Below are 22,587 nucleotides of genomic sequence, written 5' to 3' on the forward strand. Positions count from 1 at the left end.
GAGCACACTGATCGCGCGAGGTGTCGCAGATCAGGGGCATGTGCACTCCCCCGGAGAGGCGTCCGGGACGCCGACGGGGCGGGCCCGGGGAGCGGTGATCCGCCCCGGGCCCGCCCCGTCGCGGCGGCTCAGCTGTAGTCGGCCTGCAGGTCCTTCGCGCGCACGCGCAGGCCCTCGACCGACGGGCCCGAGGCGAGGAGCCCGCGGGACACCGAGACCAGCACGTGACCTGCGGATTCACCGAAGACCTCGGTGAGCTCCGCGGTGCCCGCGCCCTGCGCGCCGAAGCCCGGGGCGAGGAGCGGCACGCTCGGTGCGGCCGCGTCCAGGCCGAGGCGCCGGTAGGCGTCCCCCACCGTCGCGCCCACCACGAGCCCGACCGAGCCCCAGACGGATCCGTCGCCGCCGCCGCGCTCCTCGGCGTGTCGCGCCACGCCGAGAGCGACGCTCGTGCCGTCGGCCGCGATCGCGTGCTGCACGCCGTGCCCCTCGGGGTTCGAGGTCAGCGCGAGCAGGAACACGCCCTTGCCGTGCTCGAGCGCGAGGTCCACGGCGGGGTCCAGCGACCCGGCGCCGAGGTACGGGCTCGCGGTGATCGCATCGGCCTCGAGCGGGGCGCCGGGGCGCAGGTACGCCTCGGCGTACGCGCCCATGGTCGAGCCGATGTCCCCGCGCTTGACGTCGAGGATCGTGAGGATGCCGCGCTCCCGGGCGCCGGCGAGCAGCTCCTCGAGCACCGCCAGACCGCGGGAGCCGTGGCGCTCGTAGAACGCCGACTGCGGCTTGATCGCGGCGACCTGCCCGTCCACGGCGTCGAGCACCGCCCGGGAGAAGGTGGCCAGCCCGGCCGGGGAGTCCGGCAGCCCCCACTGCGCGAGCAGCCCCGCGTGGGGGTCCACGCCGGCGAGCAGCGGGCCGTGCTCCGCGACCGCGGCCTGCAGCCGCGCCCCGAAGCTCACCGCCGCCCTCGTGCCGTCCGTCCCGGTCGTCCCCGTCGTGCTCATGCCGTCACCGTCCGCGCGGCCACGAGGCGGGCGGTGTGCTCCTGGAGGCTGAGCACCGAGAACGGCTCCTCCGGGAGCGCCTCGATCGCCTGCACGGCCGCCTGGAACTCCTGCAGCGTCGTGATGATCGGGACGTCCATGCTCGTCGCCGCCGCGCGGATCGCGTAGCCGTCGGCGCGGGAGTCGGAGCCCGAGGGCGTGTTGAGCACGAGCGCGATCTGCTCGGACTCGATCATCTCGATGACGCTGTCGCCCTCGCCGGACTCGGAGGCCTTGCGGAGCACCCGGCACGGGATGCCGGAGCGGCGCAGCACACGGCCGGTGCCGGTCGTCGAGAGGATCTCGAAGCCGAGGGCCGCGAGCCGCGCGACGGGCAGCACCACACCGCGCTTGTCGCCGTCGGCCACGGAGACGAACACCGCGCCCGAGGTGGGCAGGCCCTGCCCCGAGATCGCCAGCTGCGACTTCGCGAAGGCGAGCGGGAAGGTCGTGTCCAGGCCCATCACCTCACCGGTCGAGCGCATCTCGGGACCCAGCAGGGAGTCCACCGCGCGGCCCTCGGCGGTGCGGAACCGCTTGAAGGGCAGCACGGCCTCCTTGACCGCGATCGGCGCGTCGTCCGGGAGCGAGGTGCCGTCGCCCTCCGCGGGCAGCACGCCCGCGGCCCGCAGCTGCGCGACGCTCTCCCCCGCCATGACGCGGGCGGCGGCCTGGGCGAGCTGCACGCCGGTCGCCTTGGAGACGAAGGGCACCGTGCGGGAGGCGCGCGGGTTCGCCTCGAGGACGTAGAGGATGTCCTGCGCGAGCGCGTACTGCACGTTCAGCAGGCCGCGCACGCCCACGCCGCGGGCGATCGCGAGGGTCGACTCGCGGATCCGCTCGAGCACGCCGTCGCCGAGGGTGACCGGGGGCAGGGTGCAGGCCGAGTCGCCCGAGTGGATCCCGGCCTCCTCGATGTGCTCCATGATCCCGCCCATGTAGAGGTCCTCGCCGTCGTACAGGGCGTCGACGTCGATCTCGGTCGCGGTGTCGAGGAAGCGGTCGATGAGGATCGGGGCCTCGGCGCGACCGCCCTCGGGCAGGTTGCGGCCCACGTAGTCCGTCAGCTGCGCCTCGTCGTAGACGATCTCCATGCCGCGGCCGCCCAGCACGTAGCTGGGGCGCACGAGCACGGGGTAGCCCACCTCGCGCGCCACCTCGAGCGCGTCGCCGAGGCCCCAGGCGGTGCCGTAGGGCGGGGCGGGGAGCGAGGCGTCGGCGAGGACGGCGCCGAAGTGGCCGCGGTCCTCGGCGAGGTCGATCGCCGCGGGGCTCGTGCCGATGATCGGCAGCCCCGCGGCCTCGAGCCGGCGGGCGAGGGCGAGCGGGGTCTGCCCGCCGAGCTGCACGATGACGCCGGCGACGGGTCCCACGGCCTTCTCCGCCTCGTAGACCTCGACGACGTCCTCGAAGGTGAGGGGCTCGAAGTAGAGGCGGTCGGCGACGTCGTAGTCCGTCGAGACGGTCTCGGGGTTGCAGTTGACCATGACGGTCTCGAAGCCGCCGCCGGGGAGGTCCCGGTCGCCGAGGGCGAGCACCGCGTGGACGCACGAGTAGTCGAACTCGATGCCCTGGCCGATCCGGTTCGGGCCCGAGCCGAGGATGAGCACGGCCGGCCGCTCGCGCGGCTCGATCTCCGTCTCCTGGTCGTAGCTCGAGTAGTGGTACGGCGTGCTCGAGGCGAACTCGGCGGCGCACGTGTCCACGGTCTTGAAGACGGGGTTGATGCCGAGCGCCTCGCGCACGCCCTTGACGACGTCGCCGCCCTGGCCGCGCAGCTCGCCGATCTGGTCGTCGGAGAAGCCGTGGCGCTTGGCCACCCGCAGCAGCTCCGCGTCGAGCACGGAGGCCGCGCGGACCTCCGCGGCGATCTCCGCGACGAGCAGCATCTGGTCGAGGAACCACGGATCGATCGCGGTGGCCTCGTGGACCCGCTCGAGCGTCTCGTCGGCGTCCACGACGCCCTCCGCCGCGGACCACAGCACGCGGGCGAGCGCCCCGAGGCGGCCGTCGGTCGCGATCCGGGAGGCGTCGATGAGCTCGGTGACCTCGGCAGGGCTCGGCGGCCGGCCCGCGTAGGAGACCGCGGCGCCCTTGACGTCGAGGGAGCGCTGCGCCTTGCCGAGCGCCTCGGTGAAGCTGCGGCCCAGGGCCATCGCCTCGCCGACGCTCTTCATGGTCGTGGTGAGCGTCGGGTCCGCCGCCGGGAACTTCTCGAAGGCGAAGCGGGGCACCTTGACGACGACGTAGTCGAGGGTGGGCTCGAAGCTCGCCGGGGTGGTGCCGGTGATGTCGTTGCGGATCTCGTCGAGCGTGTAGCCGATCGCGAGGCGCGCGGCGATCTTCGCGATCGGGAAGCCCGTCGCCTTGGAGGCGAGCGCCGAGGAGCGGGAGACGCGCGGGTTCATCTCGATGACGACGACGCGGCCCGTCGCGGGGTCCACCGCGAACTGCACGTTGCAGCCGCCCGTGTCGACGCCGACCTCGCGGATGATGCCGATGCCGAGGTCGCGGAGCTTCTGCAGCTCGACGTCGGTGAGGGTGAGCGCGGGGGCGACGGTCACCGAGTCGCCGGTGTGCACGCCGACGGGGTCGACGTTCTCGATCGAGCAGATGACCACGCAGTTGTCGGCGCGGTCGCGCATGAGCTCGAGCTCGAACTCCTTCCAGCCGAGGATCGACTCCTCCAGGAGCACCTCGGTGGTCGGCGAGTAGTGCAGGCCGTCGCCGCCGATGCGGCGCAGGTCCGCCTCGTCGTAGGCCATGCCGGAGCCCAGACCGCCCATGGTGAAGCTCGGGCGCACGACCATCGGGTAGCCGAGCTCGTCGGCGGCCTCGAGCAGGTCCTCGATGCTGTGGCAGATCCGGGAGCGGGCGGACTCCCCGCCCACGCGCTCGACGACGCCCTTGAACAGCTGACGGTCCTCGGCCTTCTGGATCGCGTCGAGGCTCGCGCCGATCATCTCGACGCCGAACTCCTCGAGGGTGCCGTTCTCGGCGAGGGCGACCGCGGCGTTGAGCGCGGTCTGCCCGCCGAGGGTCGGCAGGATCGCGTCGGGGCGCTCGGCGGCGATGATCGAGCGGATGACGTCGGGGTCGATCGGCTCGACGTAGGTGGCGTCGGCGATCTCCGGGTCGGTCATGATCGTCGCGGGGTTCGAGTTCACGAGGACGACCCGCAGGCCCTCCTCGCGGAGCACGCGGCAGGCCTGGGTGCCGGAGTAGTCGAACTCGGCGGCCTGGCCGATGACGATCGGGCCGGAGCCGATGACGAGGACGGACGAGATGTCGGTGCGGCGGGGCATCAGGACTCCTTGCTCTGGTCGCCGGCGCGGTGGGCGCGCACGAGGTCGACGAGGCGGTCGAAGAGGTACGAGGCGTCGTGCGGTCCCGCGGCGGCCTCGGGGTGGTACTGGACCGAGAAGGCCGTCAGGTCGAGGCAGCGCAGGCCTTCGACCACGTCGTCGTTGAGGCCGACGTGGGAGACGACGACCCTGCCGTAGCGGCCGCCGTCGTGGGGAGCGGTGTGCTCGCCCTCGAGCGGCACGTCCACCGCGAAGCCGTGGTTGTGGGCGGTGATCTCGACGGTGCCCGTCTCGCGGTCGAGCACCGGCTGGTTGATGCCGCGGTGCCCGTACTTGAGCTTGTAGGTCTCGAAGCCGAGCGCGCGGCCCAGGAGCTGGTTGCCGAAGCAGATGCCGAAGAACGGCAGCCCGGCGTCGAGCACGCCGCGCAGCAGCTCGACCTGGGCGTCGGCGGTCGCGGGATCGCCCGGGCCGTTGGAGAAGAAGACGGCGTCGGCGCCGGTGGAGCGGAGCTCCTCGAGGGTCGTCGTCGCGGGCAGGAGGTGCACGCGCAGCCCGCGCTCGAGCATCGCGCGGGGGGTCGCGCCCTTGATGCCGAGGTCCACGGCGGCGACCGTGCCGATCACCTCGCCCTCGGGCTCGAGCAGCAGCGGCTGGGCGATGGTGACCTCGTCGACGAAGCTCGCGCCCTCCATGGAGGGCTGCTCGCGGACCTGCTCGAGCAGGGCCGCCTCGCCCGCGGCGAGGGCGTCGCCGGAGAAGACGCCGCCGCGCAGGGAGCCGGTCTCCCGCAGCACGCGGGTGAGCATGCGGGTGTCGATGCCGGCGATGCCGACGACGCCCTGGCTCTCGAGGAGCTCGTCGAGGGTCTGCTCGGAGCGCCAGTTCGAGGCGACGCGGCTGGCCTCGCGCACGGCGTAGCCGCGCACCCACACCCGGGAGGACTCCATGTCCTGGGCGTTGGCGCCGGTGTTGCCGATGTGCGGAGCGGTCTGCACGACGATCTGCCCGGCGTAGGAGGGATCCGTGAGGGTCTCCTGGTAGCCGGTCATGCCGGTCGAGAAGACGACCTCGCCGAGGCGGGATCCGCGGGCGCCGTAGGCGCTGCCGCGCAGGACGGTGCCGTCCTCGAGGATCAGCAGGGCGGGCTCGGTGCGCGAGGCGCCTCGGCGCTCCCGAGCGGGGGTGGGGGCGGTCATGGGTGCTCCTTCCGGGAGAGCAGCAGGTCGTGGTCGGCGCGTGCGCCGAGGCGGAGGCCGGTGTCGAGGTCCTGGTCGCCGAGGCGCCACCGGATGACGAGGAGTCCGTCGCCGCCCACGAACTTCCCGGCCATGCCGGGGGCGGAGGCGACGTCGAGGACGGCGTCGGCGGGGATGGTCAGGGAGGGCGCCCCCTGGCGGAGGATCCGCCAGGAGCCGCCGTCGCCGCGGCTCACGCGCGCCTTGGAGCGCGCGCCGAGGCCGTGGGCGACGACCCGCTCGAGGGGACGGTCGGCGAGGACGGTGTCGACGTAGATCGCGTCGACGGGCCCCACCTCGGTCTCCTCGCCGAGGTCGGCGAGCTCGCTGCGACGGTCCGGGGCGGGCAGTCCGGACTGGCGCCGGCCGCGCAGACGCCAGCCGAGCGCCATGAGGCCGAGCGCCGCGAGGAACACCGCCGCGAGCACGAGCACGGGCAGAAGGCGGTCCATCGCGCCTCAGCCCTCGACGAGGGCGCCGTCGCGCACGGTGACGCGGCCGCGGTGGACGGTGAGGCGGTTGCGGCCCGGCAGCTCCCGGCCCGTGAAGGGGCTGTTCGTGCTGCGGGAGGCGTGCACGGCGGGGTCGACGACGGTCGTGGGGCGCGGGTCCCACACGAGCACGTTCGCGGGACTGCCGGACTCGAGGGGGCGGCCCTGATCCTCGTCGCGGCCGATCCGCGCGGGGGTCTCGGACATGACGCGGGCGACGTCGCGCCAGCTGAGCGCCTCACGGTCCACCATCGTGGACTGCACGATGGACAGCGCGGTCTCGAGGCCGGTCATGCCCATCGCCGCCTGGTCCCATTCGCGGTCCTTGGCGTCCGCGGGGTGCGGGGCGTGGTCGGTCGCGACGATGTCGATCGTGCCGTCGGCGAGGCCCTCGCGGACCGCCTCGACGTCCGCCTGGGTGCGCAGCGGCGGGTTCACCTTGTAGCGGGCGTCGAAGCCGCGCACGGACTCGTCGGTCAGCAGCAGGTGGTGCGGCGTGACCTCGGCGGTCACGGCGATGCCGCGCTGCTTGGCCCAGCGGATGATGTCGACGCTGCCCGCGGTGGACAGGTGGCACACGTGCAGGCGGGAGCCGACGTGGTGGGCGAGCAGCACGTCGCGGGCGATGACGGACTCCTCGGCGACGGCGGGCCAGCCGGCGAGGCCGAGCTGCGCGGAGACCTCGCCCTCGTGCATCTGGGCGCCCTCGGTGAGGCGCGGGTCCTGCGCGTGCTGGGCGATGACGCCGTCGAAGGACTTCACGTACTCGAGCGCGCGGCGCATGAGGACGGGGTCGTGCACGCACTTCCCGTCGTCGCTGAACACGCGCACGCGGGCCCGGGAGCTCGCCATCGCGTCGAGCTCGGCGAGCCGCTCCCCCGCGAGGCCCACGGTGACCGCGCCGACGGGCCGCACGGTGCACCATCCGGCGCTCTCGCCCGCGCGGGCGATCTGCTCGACCACGCCCGCGGTGTCCGCGGTGGGGGTCGTGTTGGCCATCGCGTGGACGGCCGTGTAGCCGCCGCGGGCGGCGGCGCGGGTGCCGGTCTCGACGGTCTCCGCCTCCTCTCCGCCCGGCTCGCGCAGGTGCGTGTGGAGGTCGACGAGGCCCGGGAGGACCACGCAGCCGTCCACGTCGATCACCTCGGCGCCCGCGGGCGCCTCGAGGTCCGTGCCGACGGCGGCGATCTCGCCGCCCTCGAGCAGGAGGTCCGCGACGGTCTCGCCGTAGAGCAGGCCCCCGCGCAGCAGGAGGGTGGGTGCGGTGGTCATCGGGCGTCCTCCCGGGAGTCGGTGGCGAGCAGGTGGTAGAGCACGGCCATCCGGACGAACACGCCGGAGGAGACCTGCTCGACGATGACGCTGCGGGGGCCGTCGGCCACGTCACCGGCGATCTCGAAGCCGCGGTTCATGGGGCCGGGGTGCATGACGCGCGTGTGCTCGGGCAGCGCCGCGGCGCGCGCGGTGGAGAGGCCGTAGCGGCGCGAGTACTCCCCCGCGGTGGGGAAGAACCCGCCGCCGACCATCCGCTCGCGCTGGACGCGGAGCATCATGACGGCGTCCGGGCCCTGGGCGAGCGCCTCGTCGAGGTCGTAGGTGATCTCGCACGGCCAGGCGCTCGCGCCGACGGGGACGAGGGCCGGCGGGGCGACGAGCGTGACGCGTGCGCCGAGCAGGGTCAGCAGGAGCACGTTGGAGCGGGCGACGCGCGAGTGCAGCACGTCGCCGACGATGACGACGTGAGCACCGTCGAGTCCGGCCTCCGGCTCCCCCGGCCGCAGGTGGCGGCGCAGGGTGAAGGCGTCGAGCAGGGCCTGCGTGGGGTGCTCGTGCGCCCCGTCGCCGGCGTTGACGATCGGCTGGTCGATCCAGCCCGCGTGGGCCAGCAGGTGCGCGGCGCCCGAGGAGCCGGAGCGGACGACGACGGCGTCCGCCCCCATCGCCTGCAGGGTGAGGGCCGTGTCCTTGAGCGACTCGCCCTTGGAGACGCTCGAGCCCTTCGCGGAGAAGTTGATGACGTCGGCGGAGAGGCGCTTCGCGGCGGCCTCGAAGCTGATCCGGGTGCGCGTGGAGTCCTCGAAGAAGAGGTTCACGACCGTGGTGCCCACGAGGGTGGGCAGCTTGCGGATCGAGCGGGACTGGGTCTGCGCCATGTGCTCGGCGGTCGCGAGGACGGCGATCGCCTCCTCGCGGGAGAGGTCCGCGATCGAGATCATGTGCTTCATCGGGCCTCCTCCTCGCCGGCGGGGCGGGCGAGGACGACCGCGTCCTCGCCGTCGGTCTCGGCGAGCTCGACGTGGACGCGCTCCCCGCGCGAGGTGGGGAGGTTCTTGCCGACGTGGTCCGCGCGGATCGGCAGCTCGCGGTGGCCGCGGTCCACGAGCACCGCGAGGCGCACCGCGGAGGGGCGGCCGATCGCGCCGAGGGCGTCGAGGGCGGCGCGCACGGTGCGGCCGGAGAAGAGGACGTCGTCGACGAGGACGACGGTGCGGCCGTCGATGCCGCCGCGCGGGATGCGGGTGGGGCTCGGTGCCCGGGTGGGATGCTGCCGCAGGTCGTCGCGGTACATCGTCACGTCGAGGGAGCCGGCGAGGTCCTCGACGGGGCGGTCGATGCCCTCGGCGGCGAGGATCTGCGCGGCGAGCCGCTCGGCGAGGGGCACGCCGCGGTGCGGGATGCCCAGCAGGACGAGGTCGTCGGCGCCGTGGCCGCTCTCGAGGATCTCGTGCGCGATGCGCACGAGGGCTCGTCGGATCTCCTCGGGTCCCAGGATCCTGACGCGGTCCGGGACGGGGGTCGTGCTCTCGGTCATGTCTCTCCCTTCCACGCCTCACGGGACGTGTCGTTAAAGGGTGGATCGGTCCGTGCGGACCGGGGCCGAGTCTACGCGAGACCCGGCCGGGGCCACGCCGGCGCCCGTCCCGTGGGACGGCGCCGGCGGGCCGTGGCGCGGAGCCGGGGCGGGCTCAGCCCAGCAGGCCCTGCACGTCGACCAGACGCTGCAGGAGCCCGTTGACGAAGCGGGGCGAGTCGTCGGTGGACAGCGCCTCCGCGATCTTCGTGTACTCGCCGATCACAGGGCCGCGGTCAGAGGCCTCGGTGTCGAAGAGCACCTCCGCGGCGCCGAGGCGCAGGATCGCGCGGTCCACGGCCGGCATGCGGTGCAGCGGCCAGTCGCGCGAGTGGGTCTCGAGCTGGTCGTCGACCTCCTCGGCGTGCTCCGCGTACCCCTCGACGAGCTCGCGGGCCCGCTCCGGGACCGGGGTCTGCGCGGCCGTCACCCGGAGGCGCTCCGCGAGCACCTCGAGGACGGGCAGGCGGCGGGCGTCGGCCTCGAAGAGCACGTCGAGCGCACGGATCCGCTGACGGGTCAGGGTGTGCAGCCGGTCCGTGCGGGCAGGGAGGGTGCGCTCGAACTCGATCTCCTCCCCCTCCCGTGCGGGCAGGGGCAGACCCGGTCCCTTGCGCGGGGCCGAGGGGGTGGAGGACGCCGAGGGATCGGTCACTTCACGCGCTCGAGGTAGCTGCCGGAGCGGGTGTCGACCTTGACCTTGTCCCCCTGGTTGAGGAACAGCGGGACCTGGATCTCGCGGCCGGTCTCGAGGGTCGCGGGCTTGGTGCCGCCGTTGGAGCGGTCGCCCTGGAGGCCCGGCTCGGTGAAGCTGATCGTGAGGACCACGGATGCCGGGAGCTCGACGAACAGCGCCTCGCCCTCGTGGAAGGCGATGATGACGTCCTGGCCCTCGAGCATGAAGTCCTTGGCGTCGCCGACGGTCTCCGCGGTGACGTTGGTCTGCTCCCAGTTGCTGGGGTCCATGAAGACGTACAGCTCGCCGTCGAGGTACGAGTACTGCATGTCGCGGCGGTCGACGGTCGCGGTCTCGACCTTGACGCCCGCGTTGAAGGTCTTGTCGACGGTCTTTCCGGACAGGACGTTCTTGAGCTTGGTGCGCACGAAGGCCGGGCCCTTGCCGGGCTTGACGTGCTGGAACTCGGTGACGGTCCAGAGGCCGTTGTCCTGCTTGAGGACCATCCCGTTCTTGAGGTCGTTCGTCGTCGCCATGTGTCTCCTCGGGTTCCCGCCGGGCACGTGGGACCCCGCGGCGATGTGCATGAGTGTCGGCGCCGCCGGGTCATCCGCGGCTCGCGCGCGGTTCAGGATAGCGTGCCGCGGCGCCGCTCCCCCGCCCACGCCGCGACGGTCAGGGCCTCGACGTGAGCTCGATCATGGACAGCAGGCGCACGACGAGCGGCACGGCGGCACTCTCCTCGCGCCAGCCGCTCGTCTTCACGGCCCGCGAGACCGTCTGCTGGGTGATGCCGAGGAGGGCGGCGAGCTCGCGCTGGGTCGCCCCCGGGTGCTCGCGCAGCGCGTGCACGGCGCGCCACTGGCCCCGGTTGCGGGTCGCGATCATCCAGCCGACGAGGCGGAGGACCGCCTCGGCGTCGGCGGCGGTCGCCTCGTGGCGGGGGTCGGAGGCGCGCACGGACAGCGGCACCTGGCCGGTCGTGCGGGAGGCGCGCAGCGCGAGGGTCGCGGCGGCGACGCCCGGCCCTCCGGCCGCGCGGGTCTCGGCGGGAATCGGCTGCTCGACGGGGCCGACGCCGAGGCCGACCTCCCAGGCGCCCGTCTCGGCGGCGATCCGCACGGCGTCCACGGCCGTCTCCGCGCGGTCCGCGAGGGCGATCGCGGCGCTGCCGACGGTCCGCTCCGGGGTACGGCGCAGCTCCAGCGGGGCGAGCGCCTGCTGGAGGGCGGGGAGCGGGTCGGGACCGCGGTGCCCGCGCGGCGGGGAGAGGGCGATGACGAGCATGGTCCGGACGCTACCAGTCGGCGGCCGCAGAACAGCGCTTATCCGCTGAACCTCGAGGGACAGCCGGGATCATCGGATCCCACCGTCGGCGAGCGCGGCCTCAGGCGAGCTGGATGAGCTCCTCGTAGGAGGCGTTCCAGAGGTCCTCCACGGCGTCGGGCATGAGCAGCACGCGCTCCGGGGACAGCGCCTGCACGGCGCCCGGGTCGTGCGAGACCAGGACGACGGCCCCCTCGAAGGCGGCGAGGGCCCCGAGGATCTCCTCGCGGCTCGCCGGGTCGAGGTTGTTCGTCGGCTCGTCGAGCAGGAGCACGTTCGCGCTCGAGACGACGAGGGTCGCGAGCGCCAGGCGGGTCTTCTCGCCGCCGGAGAGCACCTTCGCCGGCTTGTGCACGTCGTCGCCCGTGAAGAGGAACGAGCCGAGGATCTTCCGCGCCTCGACCTCGGGCAGGTCGAGGGAGGCCGTCATCATGTTCTCGAGGACCGTCCGCTCCCCGTCGAGGGTCTCGTGCTCCTGCGCGTAATAGCCCACGCGGAGCCCGTGGCCGGGGATGATGCCGCCCGTGTCCGAGGCGTCGACCCCGGCGAGGATCCGCAGCAGGGTCGTCTTGCCGGCACCGTTGAAGCCGAGGATGACCACGCGCGAGCCGCGGTCGATCGCGAGGTCCACCCCGGTGAAGATCTCGAGGCTGCCGTAGGACTTCGAGAGGTCCTCCGCCATGAGCGGCGTCTTCCCGCAGGGGGCGGGCTTGGGGAACCGCAGGGAGGCGACACGGTCCTTCTGCCGCTCCCCCTCGACCCCGTCGAGCATCCGCTCGGCGCGCTTGAGCATGTTCTGTGCGGCGACGGCCTTGGTGGCCTTCGCTCGCATCTTCTCCGCCTGGGCGGTGAGGGCGCCGGCCTTCTTCTCCGCGTTCTGGCGCTCGCGCCTGCGGCGCTTCTCGTCGTCCTCGCGCTGGCGCAGGTAGTTCTTCCAGCCCATGTTGTAGACGTCGATCTGCTGACGGTTCGCGTCGAGGTAGAACACCTTGTTGACGACCTGCTCGACGAGCTGCACGTCGTGGCTGATGACGATGAGCCCGCCGCGGTAGGTCAGCAGGTACTCCCGCAGCCAGATCACGGAGTCCGCGTCGAGGTGGTTCGTGGGCTCGTCGAGGATCATCGTGTCCGCCTGGGAGAACAGGATCCGGGCGAGCTCGACGCGGCGGCGCTGGCCGCCGGAGAGCGTGCCGAGCTCCTGCTCGAGGATCCGGCTGGGCAGGCCGAGGTTCGCCGCCATGCGCTTGGCCTCGGCCTCCGCCGCGTAGCCGCCGCGGGAGTCGAGCTCCGCCTCGAGGCGCGGGTAGCGGTCCATCGCCTTCATCCGCTTGGCCTCGCTGAGCTCCATGTCGCCCATCTCGTGCTCGGCCCTGCGCAGGCGCGAGAAGATGTCGTCGAGACCGCGGGCGGAGAGGATCCGCGCGAGCACCAGCTCCGTGTCCTCGCCCGTGTGCGTGTCCTGCGGGAGGTAGCCGAGCTCGCCGGAGATCTCGACGCTGCCCTCGGTGGGCGCGAGGGTCCCCGAGAGCACCTTGGTGAGCGTCGTCTTGCCGGCACCGTTGCGGCCCACGAGGCCCACCCGGTCCCCGGCGGTCACCTGGAAGCTGACGTCGCTCATGAGGAGGCGGGCGCCCACCCGGATGGCGAGGTCGTGCACGGTGATCACGGAAGGAGCTCCTCAGGAGGGACGGTCAGGAGGCCGGACGGCCCCGTGAAGTCTAGGTCCGCGAGCGGCGGGAGGTCCCGCGCATATCGCCCGCGGTGCCCAGCGCCACACGGCCGCGCCGCCGCCTCCCCCGGGGCGCCGGATCACAGCACGGTCTCGACGGGCGACGGGGTGCGCCGTTCCCGCCCACGACGGCCACCCTCGATGCCAAGCTGGTGCCGGTCCGGCAAGGAGGCCGGGCCACGCGACGAGCGAAGGACGAGGAGCTTCCCCATGCGCATCGGCATCCCCCGGGAGATCAAGGACAACGAGAACCGGGTGGGCCTCACGGCCGCCGGTGTCCACGAGCTCGTGGCGCGCGGCCACGAGGTGCTCGTCGAGGCAGGCGCGGGCGTCGGCGCCCGGATCACCGACGAGGAGTACACGGCCGCCGGAGCGGTCATCGTGAACGAGGCGAACGAGGTCTGGTCCCGCGCGGAGATGGTCGTCAAGGTCAAGGAGCCGCTGCCGGAGGAGTACCACCGCCTGCGGCGCGGGCTCGTGCTGTTCACCTACCTGCATCTGGCCGCGGACCGCGCGCTCACCGACGCCCTGATCGACTCGGGCGCGACCGCGATCGCCTACGAGACGGTGCAGCTCCCGGACCGCTCGCTGCCGCTGCTCGCCCCGATGAGCGCGATCGCCGGTCGCCTCGCGACCCAGGTCGCCGCCTACCACCTCATGGCGCCGCTCGGCGGTTCCGGCGTGCTCATGGGCGGCGTGCCCGGCACGGCGGAGGCGAAGGTGACCGTGCTGGGCGGCGGGGTCGTCGGCGAGCAGGCCGCGATGATGGCACTGGGCCTGCACGCGCAGGTCACCGTCATGGACGTGAACGTGCCGCGGCTCTCCCAGATCGCGACGACCCACGACGGCGGGATCCTCACCCGCTACTCGACGACCCTCGACGTCGCCGCCCAGGTCGCCGAGTCCGACGTCGTCATCGGCTCGGTGCTGATCCCCGGCAAGCGCGCCCCGAAGCTCGTGACCGACGAGATGGTCGCCTCGATGAAGCCGGGCTCCGTGCTCGTCGACGTCGCGATCGACCAGGGCGGCTGCTTCGAGAACTCCCGCCCCACCACCCATGCGGACCCGACCTTCACGGTGCACGACGCGATCTACTACTGCGTCGCGAACATGCCCGGCTCGGTGCCCGTCACGGCGACGGCGGCGCTCACCAACGCGACCCTCCCCTACGTGCTGCGCCTCGCCGGCCAGGGCTGGCAGGACGCGCTGCGCGCCGACGCCGCCCTTGCCGCGGGCCTGCACACCCACGAGGGTGTGCTCACCCACGAGGGCACCGGTGAGGCGCACGACCTGCCCGTCACTCCGCCCGCCGAGGTGCTCGGCTGAGCCGCCTGCGATCCGACCGGGGCCCGGCTCAGGAGAAGCAGTTGCAGCCCGCCGTGGTCGAGTAGCTGATCGGCGAGATCCAGACCTGCTGATAGTTGGTCGTGGACGACCCGGTATAGGCCGACGAATAGCTGAGGGTGAACGAGGTGATCCCCGACGTCGACGTGAGTCGATACCTCACGGCCCCGTTCAGCACATCGGGAGAGGTCTCCTTGTTCCCCGGGGAGTTCACGAAAGCCGTGGTGCAGGTCGCCCCGGAGCACGTGACCCAGCTCGTGTTCGAGGCGACGCCGGTGAACCCCGAGACCGTGACCCGATCTCCGTACTTCCGGTCCGTGAATGACTGCAGATCGATGTCCGTCACCCAGAACTCGACGCAGTACGCCTTCTTGGGCAGCGTGAACGTGAGGACCTGGGAGACATCCGTGCTCCTCGCCTTCTGGTTGAGCTCGAGGTACGTGCCGACCGGGAGACCGGACGTCGAGATCTGGCGGGTGTTGAAGTTGTACGTGCCCCCGTTGGCGCCGCTGCCGTTCTCCTCGGAGAGGGTGAAGAAGAGGTTCGAGGAGGACGACCGCGTCGCGTTGATCTTCGTGCCGTCCGAGAGTGTCGTCGAGGCGCTCGTCTGGGACGTGGTGCCCTTGACCATGTTGACGGTCGTCATCTCGCATCGCGAGGCCGCGAGCGCAGGTGCCGCCGAGGCGGCGGCGAGCGTGGGCACACTCCAGGCGATGCCGCGGGCGAGAGCGCGGCGGGACACGGTGCGGGGGCGCTCCGGGGCGACGGGGGTGGGCTCCATGACGGCTCCTTCGGTGGCGGCGGGAGCCGGGCTCGGAGCCCGGCGACGGCTCCACGGTAGAAGCGGCGGAGAGGCGCCTGTGAAGTTCTCAAACCTTCCGACAGCGCGGGCGGGCTCAGCGCCCGCGCTCAACCCTGAGCCTGGCACGGCGCTCGCATCCCGTCGACTGTTCACGCATCATCGCAGGCCAGGTCATGACGAACATGAAAAGTGATTCGACGCACGGTCATCGCGATCACACGTGTCCCCCTGCACAGGCCTCACTCCGGATCTCAACTTGCCACCGCTCTGCTCCGGAAGCGTGCAGGAGCCCCGCCGGGCACTCACCTGGCGCCCTGCTCGGCGAGCCCCGCGGAGGGGGCGGCACCGCCGAGGGAGGAGCCCAAGGCGGTGCCAGGGTCTCCGCGTCCCTCCCACGGGCGGACCCCCGCGCCTAGCGTGTCCCCATGGACCATCAGGAAGAGCTGCGCGGGTTCCTCATCAGCCGCCGTGCGCGTCTCACCCCGGAGGACGCGGGCATGACCCCATTCCCGGGGATCCGTCGTGTGGCGGGCATGCGCCGTGAGGAGGTCGCCTATCTCGCCGGCATCAGCGTGGACTATCACACCCGGCTCGAGCGGGGCCGGGTGCAGGGCATCTCCGAGGAGATCCTCGTCGCGGTCTCCCGCGCGCTGCGGCTGGACGACGTCGAGCACGAGCACCTCCTGCGGCTCGTGCAGGCGCTGCGCCCGCAGTCGGCACGGCGAGCCCCGGCCCGGAGACCGTCGGCCCCGGAGGGTGACGGCTTCCTGCAGCGCGTCGTCGACGAGATCGACGCGCCGGCGTTCGTGCAGAACAGCCGCCTCGACATCGTCGCGGCGAACAGGATCGGATGGAAGCTGTTCCCCCACGCCGAGCAGCACATCGCGCTCGGGGACGGCACCCGCTTCAACGCGATGCGCTTCCAGGTGCTCGATCCTCGGGCGAAGGACTTCTACGTGGACTGGGACCTGGCCGTCCGCAACGGGACGGCCGTGCTGCACGAGGCGGCGGGCCGCCAGCAGGGCGACAAGGTGCTCTTCGCCCTCATCGGCGAGCTGTCCGCCAGGAGCGAGCACTTCCGCTCCCTCTGGGCGTCCCACGACGTGCTGCGCTACCGGCGCAGCCCCAAGCGCTATCACCACCCGCTCGTGGGCGACGTGGTCGTCGACTCGCAGTCCTTCACCGTCGACAAGGACCCCGATCTCAGCCTGCTCGTCTACAAGGTCGAGCCCGACTCCCCCACCGCGGACGCGATGGCGATCCTCGGCGGCTGGGCCGCCGACTCCCCTGGCCCTGTGCCGGCCGCCGTCCCCCACGACGGGACGACCCCCTGATCCGCAACGAAGCGGATCAGGGGGTCGGCGAGCCTGAGAGGGCCTGGATCAGAGGTTGAAGCCGATGGCGCGCAGCTGCTCGCGGCCGTCCTCGGTGATCTTCTCCATGCCCCACGGGGGCATCCAGACCCAGTTGATGCGGTGGGTCTCGGTGATCGGGTCGAGCACCGCGAAGGTCTGCTCCTCGAGCAGATCGGTGAGCGGGCACGCGGCCGAGGTCAGCGTCATGTCGATGACGGCGTTGCCGTCCTCGACGGTGACCCCGTAGACAAGGCCCAGGTCGACGACGTTGATGCCGAGCTCGGGATCGATGACGTCCTTGAGCGCCTCGGTCACCTGCTCGACGGTCACGGTCGCCGTCGGGAGCTGGTCGGTCATGATGTCCTCCTGATGAGGGGCGGCGGGGTCAGTTCGCGGCCGCGAGGAAGCGGTCGTAGCCCTCGTTCTCGAGGCGCTCCGCGAGCTCCGGGCCGCCCTGCTCGGCGATCCGGCCGTTGACGAAGACGTGCACGAAGTCGGGCTTCACGTAGTTGAGGATGCGCGTGTAGTGCGTGATGAGCATGATGCCCACCTCGGTGTTCTCCTTGGCGCGGTTCACGCCCTCGGAGACGATGCGCAGGGCGTCGACGTCGAGGCCGGAGTCGGTCTCGTCGAGGATCGCGATCGAGGGCTTGAGCAGCTGCATCTGCAGGATCTCGTGACGCTTCTTCTCGCCGCCGGAGAAGCCCTCGTTGACGTTGCGCTCGGCGAAGACGGGGTCCATGCGGAGGTCGTCCATGGCGCCCTTGACGTCCTTGACCCAGGTGCGCAGCGAGGGGGCCTCGCCGTCGACCGCGGTCTTCGCGGTGCGCAGGAAGTTCGAGACGGTGACGCCGGGGACCTCGACGGGGTACTGCATCGCGAGGAACACGCCGGCGCGGGCGCGCTCGTCGACGCTCATCTCGAGGACGTCCTCGCCGTCCAGGGTCACCGAGCCCTCGGTGATCTGGTACTTCGGGTGGCCGGCCAGCGCGTAGGCGAGGGTCGACTTGCCCGAGCCGTTGGGGCCCATGATCGCGTGGGTCTCGCCGCCGCGGATCGTGAGGTCGACGCCCTTGAGGATCTCCTTGGTCCCCTCGGGGGTGTCGACGGTGGCGTGGAGGTTCGTGATCTCCAGGACAGACATGGTGGGTTTCTCCTTGACCGGTATCCCTCGCGGGACGGTGGAATGTTCAGGGGTGGGAGGCGTCGCCGGCGGGATCGACGTGGATCGTCCCGGCGGCCTCGTCGATCCGCACGGGCAGCACCCGCACGGGGCGGACGGCGGGGAGCTGGAGCGGGCGGCCGGTGTTCAGGTCGAACTGGCTCCCGTGCTTCCAGCACTCGATGGTGCATCCCTCGACGTCGCCGTCGCTCAGCGCGATCTCGTCGTGCGAGCAGCGGTCCTCGAGGGCATGGACGCCTCCGGCCTCGTCGCGCACGAGGGCGATCTCGAGCCCTCCTGCGACGACGTCGAGCGCGGTGCCCGGCGCGAGCTCCTCGAGCCGGGCGACCTGCACGAAGCGGTCGGAGACGTCCTGCATCAGTTCATGCTCCGGGTGAGCTCCGCCTCGATGGACTCGAAGAGGTGCTCGCGGATCTCCGGCACGTCGATCTTCTGGATGAGCTCCGCGAAGAAGCCGCGCACCACCAGGCGGCGGGCCTCCTTCTCGGGGATGCCGCGGGCGCGGAGGTAGAACAGCTGCTCGTCGTCGAAGCGCCCGGTGGCGGCGGCGTGGCCGGCGCCCTCGATCTCGCCCGTCTCGATCTCCAGGTTGGGGACGGAGTCGGCGCGCGCGCCCTCGGTGAGCACGAGGTTGCGGTTCAGCTCGTAGGTGCTGGTGCCCTCGGCCTCCTTGCGGATGAGGACGTCGCCCACCCACACGGACCGGGCCTTCTGCCCCTGCAGCGCGCCCTTGTAGGCGACGTCGGAGGTGCAGTTCGGGGCGGCGTGGTCCACGAAGAGACGATGCTCGAGGAACTGGTTCTCGTCGGCGAAGTAGAGCCCGGTGTTCTCGAGCTCGGCGCCGGGGGCGGAGAACTCGCCGATCGCGTTGACGCGCACGGCGCTGCCGCCGAGCGAGACCACGATGTGCTTGAGCTTCGCGTCCCGACCGAGCCGCGCGTGGTGCGTGGAGATGTGCAGCGCGTCGTCGTCCCAGTCCTGCAGGGCGATGACGGTCATCCGCGAGTTGTCGCCGACGACCATCTCGACGTTCTGCGCGTACTGCGCGGAGCCGGTGTGGTTGAGGACGAAGGTCGCGGTGGAGGACTCTTCGGTCTCGAGCACGAGGTGCCCGTTCGCGCGGCGGTCCGCCCCGCGGCCGGTGATCTCCACGCGGAAGGGATCCGCGAGCTCCGCGTTGCGGGGGGCGACGAGGTGCAGCGCCTGCTCCGAGCGGGCGGACGCGATCGCCGCGGTGAGGTCCTCGGGCACGAGCGCGGTGCCGCGGGGCGCCTCGCCGATCGCGAGGGTCGACGCCTCGGGGGCGCCCTCGGGGACGGTCACTTCGTACTCGACGGCGCCGTCCTCGGTCGCGTCGTCCTGGAACAGGGACGTGAAGCGGCGCAGCGGGGTGAAGCGCCACTCCTCGATCTTCGAGGTCGGCACCGGGTGGTCACCGAGCTCGAAGGAGCGCAGCCGTGCCGCACGGCTCGTGGCCGCGTGCTTCGCGGGGCCGTCGGAGGGCAGCGCGAGCCGCTCGTCCTCGAGCTGCGGGGCGACGGGCGCGAGACCGTCGATCGTCGCTCGGGCCGCGACCGGGGCGGCGCCGGCGGCCCCGCCGACGATCTCGCCGTCCGAGCGCTCCTGGGTGGTCTCGGTGCCCTCCGTGGTGGACGTGGTCATCAACCGACTGCTCCTTCCATCTGCAGCTCGATCAGGCGGTTCAGCTCGAGGGCGTACTCCATGGGGAGCTCGCGCGCGATGGGCTCGATGAACCCGCGCACGATCATCGCCATGGCCTCGGTCTCCTCCATGCCGCGGCTCATCAGGTAGAAGAGCTGCTCCTCGGAGACCTTCGAGACGGTCGCCTCGTGGCCCATCTGGACGTCGTCGACGCGCACGTCGACGTAGGGGTACGTGTCCGTGCGGGAGACCGTGTCCACGAGCAGCGCGTCGCACAGCACCGTGGAGGCGGAGTGCTCCGCCCCGGGCATGACCTGCACGAGACCGCGGTAGGAGGTCCGGCCGCCGGCGCGGGAGACCGACTTCGAGACGATCGAGCTCGAGGTGTGGGGCGCCATGTGCACCATCTTCGAGCCGGTGTCCTGGTGCTGGTTCTCGCCCGCGAAGGCGATCGACAGCGTCTCGCCGCGAGCGTGCTCGCCCATCAGCCACACGGCCGGGTACTTCATGGTGACCTTGGAGCCGATGTTGCCGTCGACCCACTCCATGGTGCCGCCCTGCTCCACCGTGGTGCGCTTGGTGACCAGGTTGTACACGTTGTTCGACCAGTTCTGGATCGTCGTGTAGCGGACGCGCGCGTCCTTCTTCACGACGATCTCGACGACGGCGCTGTGCAGCGAGTCCGACTTGTAGATCGGCGCCGTGCAGCCCTCGACGTAGTGCACGTAGGAGCCCTCGTCGGCGATGATCAGGGTCCGCTCGAACTGGCCCATGTTCTCGGTGTTGATGCGGAAGTAGGCCTGGAGCGGGATCTCGACGTGGACGCCCGGGGGGACGTACACGAAGGAGCCGCCGGACCACACCGCGGTGTTCAGCGCGGAGAACTTGTTGTCGCCCGAGGGGATGACCGTGCCGAAGTACTCCTCGAAGAGCTCCGGGTAGTCGCGCAGACCCGTGTCGGTGTCCACGAAGATGACGCCCTGCTCCTCGAGGTCCTCGCGGATCTGGTGGTAGACGACCTCGGACTCGTACTGGGCGGCGACGCCGGCCACGAGGCGCTGCTTCTCCGCCTCGGGGATGCCGAGGCGGTCGTAGGTCTCGCGGATGTCCGCCGGGAGCTCCTCCCAGCTGGAGGCCTGGCCCTCGGTGGAGCGGACGAAGTACTTGATGGTGTCGAAGTCGATCCCGGAGAGATCGGGGCCCCAGGTGGGCATCGGCTTCTTGTCGAAGATGCCGAGGGCCTTGAGGCGGCGCTCGAGCATCCACTCGGGCTCGTCCTTGCGGCGGGAGATGTCGCGGACGACGTCCTCGTCCAGACCGCGGCGGGCGCTCGCGCCGGCCGTGTCCTCGTCGTGCCAGCCAAAGGCGTAGTTGCCGATGGAGTCGATGATCTCGTCCTGGCTGAGCTGCTCTGGTGCGCTCGTCATGGTGTCCTTCCCTCGGTGAGCGGAATGTGGGTCGTGCACGCGTGAGCGCCCTGGGCGAGGGTCGCCAGGCGCTGGACGGGTGCTCCGATGATGCGCGCGATGATGCGGGTCTCGGCCTCGCACAGCTCCGGATGGTCCGCGGCCACGTCGAGGACGGGGCAGTGACCATGGCAGAGCTGCGCCGTGACGAGCGTACGCGTCCCCGTGCCGGATCGCGCACCGGCGGCGGGGAGGGGGACGTTCAGGGGGCGCACGGTCGTGGCGTAGCCGCGCTCGGTGAGGAGCTCGGCCAGGAGCTCGAGCTTGCGGGCGAGGGAGACGTGCTCCCCTGCCGCCTCGCGCTCGGCGGTGCGGCGGGCGACCTCGCGCTCCCAGTCCTCCACGCGGCGGTCCGCGAGGCGGGCCACCGCCTCGTCGCCGCCCAGGGCGGAGATCTCCTGGAGGGCGAGGACGGCGAGCTCGTCGTAGCCGCCCGGGAGGGCCTCGTGCGCGGACTGCGAGAGCACGAAGGCCTTGCTGGGCCGGCCGCGGCCGCGGTGGGCCACGATGATCTCGTGCTCGGCGATGACGCCGTCGGCCTCGAGGGCCGCGAGGTGCCGACGGACGGCGGCGCTCGTGAGCCCGAACCGCTCGGCGAGCTGCCGGGCGGTGATGGGTCCGTGGGCGGAGATCGTCTCGATGAGCCGCTCGCGGGTGTCGCGGTGCTCGGCGCCCCGAGCGGGTTCGCAGGGGATGTCGCCGGGAGCTCCTGCGGCGGGCGGGGCTCCGATGCCCGTGCTGTCGACGGTGCCGGCGCTCGTGCTCATGCGCCCCTCCTTCCGGTGCAATCGGGTCCCGTGATGACGGGCCTCGCGATGACGGGGACGCGCGGTCGGCGCCGCAGGTCCCGGGACCATCATCGGTCCAAGATTTTACAATGTCCAGCTTGCATATTGTCGATCCCGGACCGCCCCATGAGAAGGGTCACCCGCGGGAGGATCGTGGGGCGTCGGCACCCCTCGATCGATCGTACGCTTTTCAACTACTCTGACCGTGTCCGAGCGATGACCCTGCACCGAGGAGACCTCATGAGCACGTCCGACGAGAACGACCAGACGGGCAGCTACGTCCACGCCGGGAAGCCCTTCGACCGCGACATGACCTACATCCCCGACCGCATCACCGTCGATGCGCGCGACGGCTGGCCCGTCGAGGCCGGCCGCTACCGCCTCGCCGTCTCCCGCGCCTGCCCGTGGGCGAACCGCACCGTCATCTCGCGCCGCCTGCTGGGCCTCGAGGACGCGATCTCCCTCGCGATCGCCGGCCCCACCCATGACAGGCGCTCGTGGACCTTCGACCTCGACGAGGGCGGGGTGGACCCGGTGCTCGGCTACGAACGGCTCCAGCAGGCCTACTTCGCGCGCCACCCCGACTACCCGCGCGGCATCACCGTGCCCGCCATGGTCGACGTCCCGACCCGCGCCGTCGTCACCAACGACTTCCAGCAGATCACCCTCGACCTCGCGACCCAGTGGACCGCGCTCCAGCGCGAGGGCGCCCCGGACCTCTACCCCGAGGAGCGGCGCGGGGAGATCGACGAGCTGAACCGCTGGATGCTGCACCGTGTCAACAACGGCGTCTACAAGGTGGGCTTCGCCGGCGCGCAGGCGGACTACGAGCGCGAGTACCGCCTGCTCTGGTCGGCGCTCGACGAGCTCGAGGACCGCCTCTCCCGCAGCCGCTACCTCATGGGGCCCGCGATCACGGAGGCGGATGTGCGCCTGTTCCCGACCCTCGTGCGCTTCGACCTCGTCTACTACTCCCACTTCAAGGCCAACCGGCAGCCGCTGTTCACGATGCCGAACCTCTGGAACTACACGAAGGACCTGTTCCAGACCCCGGGCTTCGGCGACACGATCGACGTCGAGCACATCAAGGAGCACTACTACGCGGTGCAGACCGACATCAACCCCACCCGCGTGGTGCCGCTCGGCCCGGACCCGGCGCCGCTGATCGAGCCCCACGACCGCGACCGCTTCCCGACCGACACCTGGGGCCCGGGCGGCTCCGCCCCGCAGCCTCCGCTCGCCGCCGAGGTCGTCGACCCCGCGCACACGCCGCTGCTCGTGCAGGGACGCTGATCACCGGGCGGCGGGAGCGCAGGCGGCTCCCGGGG

The 22,587-nt window shown here is 72.0% G+C and carries 21 protein-coding genes; 3 read left to right on the forward strand and 18 right to left on the reverse strand.

Annotated elements, in window-relative coordinates:
* Positions 1 to 128 precede the first annotated feature (128 nt).
* The 11 genes from pyrF to NLU66_RS12650 all read right to left on the reverse strand — a co-directional run bounded on the left by pyrF (position 129) and on the right by NLU66_RS12650 (position 12,596).
* Complete coding sequence (gene pyrF / locus NLU66_RS12600; protein ID WP_259360011.1) at positions 129 to 1,004, reverse strand: orotidine-5'-phosphate decarboxylase; 876 nt, start codon at positions 1,002 to 1,004, stop codon at positions 129 to 131.
* On the reverse strand, positions 1,001 to 4,348 hold the full coding sequence (gene carB / locus NLU66_RS12605; RefSeq protein ID WP_259360012.1) for a carbamoyl-phosphate synthase large subunit: 3,348 nt from the start codon (positions 4,346 to 4,348) through the stop codon (positions 1,001 to 1,003). Before carB ends, pyrF begins: the two co-directional genes overlap by 4 nt.
* Positions 4,348 to 5,547 carry a glutamine-hydrolyzing carbamoyl-phosphate synthase small subunit gene (gene carA / locus NLU66_RS12610; protein ID WP_259360013.1) on the reverse strand — a complete coding sequence of 400 codons (1,200 nt, stop codon included), beginning with the start codon at positions 5,545 to 5,547 and terminating at the stop codon, positions 4,348 to 4,350. Before carA ends, carB begins: the two co-directional genes overlap by 1 nt.
* A complete protein-coding gene (locus tag NLU66_RS12615) occupies positions 5,544 to 6,038 on the reverse strand; it encodes a hypothetical protein (RefSeq protein ID WP_259360014.1) in 495 nt (164 codons plus the stop codon). Before NLU66_RS12615 ends, carA begins: the two co-directional genes overlap by 4 nt.
* A gap of 6 nt (positions 6,039 to 6,044) precedes the next feature.
* A complete protein-coding gene (locus NLU66_RS12620; protein ID WP_259360015.1) occupies positions 6,045 to 7,349 on the reverse strand; it encodes a dihydroorotase in 1,305 nt (434 codons plus the stop codon).
* Positions 7,346 to 8,302 carry an aspartate carbamoyltransferase catalytic subunit gene (locus NLU66_RS12625; protein WP_259360016.1) on the reverse strand — a complete coding sequence of 319 codons (957 nt, stop codon included), beginning with the start codon at positions 8,300 to 8,302 and terminating at the stop codon, positions 7,346 to 7,348. Before NLU66_RS12625 ends, NLU66_RS12620 begins: the two co-directional genes overlap by 4 nt.
* A complete protein-coding gene (pyrR, locus tag NLU66_RS12630) occupies positions 8,299 to 8,889 on the reverse strand; it encodes a bifunctional pyr operon transcriptional regulator/uracil phosphoribosyltransferase PyrR (RefSeq protein ID WP_259360017.1) in 591 nt (196 codons plus the stop codon). The genes NLU66_RS12625 and pyrR overlap by 4 nt, the downstream gene beginning before the upstream one ends.
* A gap of 154 nt (positions 8,890 to 9,043) precedes the next feature.
* Positions 9,044 to 9,583, reverse strand: coding sequence for a transcription antitermination factor NusB (nusB, locus tag NLU66_RS12635; protein ID WP_259360018.1), 540 nt, complete (start codon positions 9,581 to 9,583; stop codon positions 9,044 to 9,046).
* Positions 9,580 to 10,140 carry an elongation factor P gene (gene efp, locus NLU66_RS12640; protein ID WP_137770896.1) on the reverse strand — a complete coding sequence of 187 codons (561 nt, stop codon included), beginning with the start codon at positions 10,138 to 10,140 and terminating at the stop codon, positions 9,580 to 9,582. The genes nusB and efp overlap by 4 nt, the downstream gene beginning before the upstream one ends.
* 139 nt (positions 10,141 to 10,279) lie before the next feature.
* Complete coding sequence (locus NLU66_RS12645; protein ID WP_259360019.1) at positions 10,280 to 10,891, reverse strand: MarR family transcriptional regulator; 612 nt, start codon at positions 10,889 to 10,891, stop codon at positions 10,280 to 10,282.
* Between the two features lie 100 nt (positions 10,892 to 10,991).
* Positions 10,992 to 12,596: an ABC-F family ATP-binding cassette domain-containing protein gene (locus tag NLU66_RS12650; RefSeq protein WP_259360020.1), complete on the reverse strand. Its 1,605-nt coding sequence runs from the start codon at positions 12,594 to 12,596 to the stop codon at positions 10,992 to 10,994.
* A 273-nt stretch (positions 12,597 to 12,869) separates the two neighbouring features.
* Here NLU66_RS12650 and ald point away from each other — a divergent pair, with 273 nt between their 5' ends.
* Positions 12,870 to 13,985 carry an alanine dehydrogenase gene (ald, locus tag NLU66_RS12655; protein WP_259360021.1) on the forward strand — a complete coding sequence of 372 codons (1,116 nt, stop codon included), beginning with the start codon at positions 12,870 to 12,872 and terminating at the stop codon, positions 13,983 to 13,985.
* Between the two features lie 28 nt (positions 13,986 to 14,013).
* Here ald and NLU66_RS12660 read toward each other — a convergent pair whose 3' ends face one another.
* The gene (locus tag NLU66_RS12660; RefSeq protein WP_259360022.1) at positions 14,014 to 14,784 is read right to left on the reverse strand and encodes a hypothetical protein; all 771 of its coding nucleotides are present in this window, start codon (positions 14,782 to 14,784) and stop codon (positions 14,014 to 14,016) included.
* 446 nt (positions 14,785 to 15,230) lie between these two features.
* Here NLU66_RS12660 and NLU66_RS12665 point away from each other — a divergent pair, with 446 nt between their 5' ends.
* Entirely contained in the window at positions 15,231 to 16,139 is a 909-nt protein-coding gene (locus NLU66_RS12665) for a helix-turn-helix transcriptional regulator (protein WP_259360023.1), read from the forward strand.
* A gap of 48 nt (positions 16,140 to 16,187) precedes the next feature.
* On the opposite strand, the gene NLU66_RS12670 is transcribed toward NLU66_RS12665, so the two are convergent.
* The 6 genes from NLU66_RS12670 to NLU66_RS12695 are packed head-to-tail and all read right to left on the reverse strand — an operon-like array spanning position 16,188 to position 21,238.
* On the reverse strand, positions 16,188 to 16,517 hold the full coding sequence (locus NLU66_RS12670) for a metal-sulfur cluster assembly factor (RefSeq protein WP_259360024.1): 330 nt from the start codon (positions 16,515 to 16,517) through the stop codon (positions 16,188 to 16,190).
* Positions 16,518 to 16,545: 28 nt separating this feature from the next.
* The gene (gene sufC, locus NLU66_RS12675; protein ID WP_137770901.1) at positions 16,546 to 17,304 is read right to left on the reverse strand and encodes a Fe-S cluster assembly ATPase SufC; all 759 of its coding nucleotides are present in this window, start codon (positions 17,302 to 17,304) and stop codon (positions 16,546 to 16,548) included.
* Positions 17,305 to 17,350: 46 nt separating this feature from the next.
* Positions 17,351 to 17,701 (reverse strand): non-heme iron oxygenase ferredoxin subunit, encoded by a 351-nt coding sequence (locus tag NLU66_RS12680; RefSeq protein WP_259360025.1) that lies wholly within the window; start codon positions 17,699 to 17,701, stop codon positions 17,351 to 17,353.
* A complete protein-coding gene (gene sufD, locus NLU66_RS12685) occupies positions 17,701 to 19,005 on the reverse strand; it encodes a Fe-S cluster assembly protein SufD (RefSeq protein ID WP_259360026.1) in 1,305 nt (434 codons plus the stop codon). The genes NLU66_RS12680 and sufD overlap by 1 nt, the downstream gene beginning before the upstream one ends.
* Positions 19,005 to 20,432 carry a Fe-S cluster assembly protein SufB gene (gene sufB / locus NLU66_RS12690; protein WP_137770904.1) on the reverse strand — a complete coding sequence of 476 codons (1,428 nt, stop codon included), beginning with the start codon at positions 20,430 to 20,432 and terminating at the stop codon, positions 19,005 to 19,007. The genes sufD and sufB overlap by 1 nt, the downstream gene beginning before the upstream one ends.
* Positions 20,429 to 21,238 carry a helix-turn-helix transcriptional regulator gene (locus tag NLU66_RS12695; RefSeq protein WP_259360028.1) on the reverse strand — a complete coding sequence of 270 codons (810 nt, stop codon included), beginning with the start codon at positions 21,236 to 21,238 and terminating at the stop codon, positions 20,429 to 20,431. The genes sufB and NLU66_RS12695 overlap by 4 nt, the downstream gene beginning before the upstream one ends.
* A gap of 261 nt (positions 21,239 to 21,499) precedes the next feature.
* Between NLU66_RS12695 and NLU66_RS12700 the strand changes: the two genes are divergently transcribed.
* Positions 21,500 to 22,552 carry a glutathione S-transferase family protein gene (locus NLU66_RS12700; RefSeq protein WP_259360029.1) on the forward strand — a complete coding sequence of 351 codons (1,053 nt, stop codon included), beginning with the start codon at positions 21,500 to 21,502 and terminating at the stop codon, positions 22,550 to 22,552.
* Positions 22,553 to 22,587: the final 35 nt, after the last annotated feature.

Source organism: Brachybacterium sp. NBEC-018, assembly GCF_024860185.1.
Taxonomy (GTDB): Bacteria; Actinomycetota; Actinomycetes; order Actinomycetales; family Dermabacteraceae; genus Brachybacterium; species Brachybacterium rhamnosum.

What these genes read in the sequence shown, in the direction of transcription:
- NLU66_RS12665 (WP_259360023.1), top strand. Translation starts at nt 15,231, where the DNA reads ATGGACCATCAGGAAGAGCTGCGCGGGTTCCTCATCAGCCGCCGTGCG.
- sufB (WP_137770904.1), bottom strand. Translation starts at nt 20,432, where the DNA reads ATGACGAGCGCACCAGAGCAGCTCAGCCAGGACGAGATCATCGACTCC.
- NLU66_RS12620 (WP_259360015.1), bottom strand. Translation starts at nt 7,349, where the DNA reads ATGACCACCGCACCCACCCTCCTGCTGCGCGGGGGCCTGCTCTACGGC.
- NLU66_RS12670 (WP_259360024.1), bottom strand. Translation starts at nt 16,517, where the DNA reads ATGACCGACCAGCTCCCGACGGCGACCGTGACCGTCGAGCAGGTGACC.
- sufD (WP_259360026.1), bottom strand. Translation starts at nt 19,005, where the DNA reads ATGACCACGTCCACCACGGAGGGCACCGAGACCACCCAGGAGCGCTCG.
- carA (WP_259360013.1), bottom strand. Translation starts at nt 5,547, where the DNA reads ATGACCGCCCCCACCCCCGCTCGGGAGCGCCGAGGCGCCTCGCGCACC.
- ald (WP_259360021.1), top strand. Translation starts at nt 12,870, where the DNA reads ATGCGCATCGGCATCCCCCGGGAGATCAAGGACAACGAGAACCGGGTG.
- NLU66_RS12700 (WP_259360029.1), top strand. Translation starts at nt 21,500, where the DNA reads ATGAGCACGTCCGACGAGAACGACCAGACGGGCAGCTACGTCCACGCC.
- NLU66_RS12615 (WP_259360014.1), bottom strand. Translation starts at nt 6,038, where the DNA reads ATGGACCGCCTTCTGCCCGTGCTCGTGCTCGCGGCGGTGTTCCTCGCG.
- NLU66_RS12645 (WP_259360019.1), bottom strand. Translation starts at nt 10,891, where the DNA reads ATGCTCGTCATCGCCCTCTCCCCGCCGCGCGGGCACCGCGGTCCCGAC.
- NLU66_RS12695 (WP_259360028.1), bottom strand. Translation starts at nt 21,238, where the DNA reads ATGAGCACGAGCGCCGGCACCGTCGACAGCACGGGCATCGGAGCCCCG.
- carB (WP_259360012.1), bottom strand. Translation starts at nt 4,348, where the DNA reads ATGCCCCGCCGCACCGACATCTCGTCCGTCCTCGTCATCGGCTCCGGC.
- NLU66_RS12680 (WP_259360025.1), bottom strand. Translation starts at nt 17,701, where the DNA reads ATGCAGGACGTCTCCGACCGCTTCGTGCAGGTCGCCCGGCTCGAGGAG.
- pyrF (WP_259360011.1), bottom strand. Translation starts at nt 1,004, where the DNA reads ATGAGCACGACGGGGACGACCGGGACGGACGGCACGAGGGCGGCGGTG.
- pyrR (WP_259360017.1), bottom strand. Translation starts at nt 8,889, where the DNA reads ATGACCGAGAGCACGACCCCCGTCCCGGACCGCGTCAGGATCCTGGGA.
- NLU66_RS12660 (WP_259360022.1), bottom strand. Translation starts at nt 14,784, where the DNA reads ATGGAGCCCACCCCCGTCGCCCCGGAGCGCCCCCGCACCGTGTCCCGC.
- efp (WP_137770896.1), bottom strand. Translation starts at nt 10,140, where the DNA reads ATGGCGACGACGAACGACCTCAAGAACGGGATGGTCCTCAAGCAGGAC.
- NLU66_RS12625 (WP_259360016.1), bottom strand. Translation starts at nt 8,302, where the DNA reads ATGAAGCACATGATCTCGATCGCGGACCTCTCCCGCGAGGAGGCGATC.
- sufC (WP_137770901.1), bottom strand. Translation starts at nt 17,304, where the DNA reads ATGTCTGTCCTGGAGATCACGAACCTCCACGCCACCGTCGACACCCCC.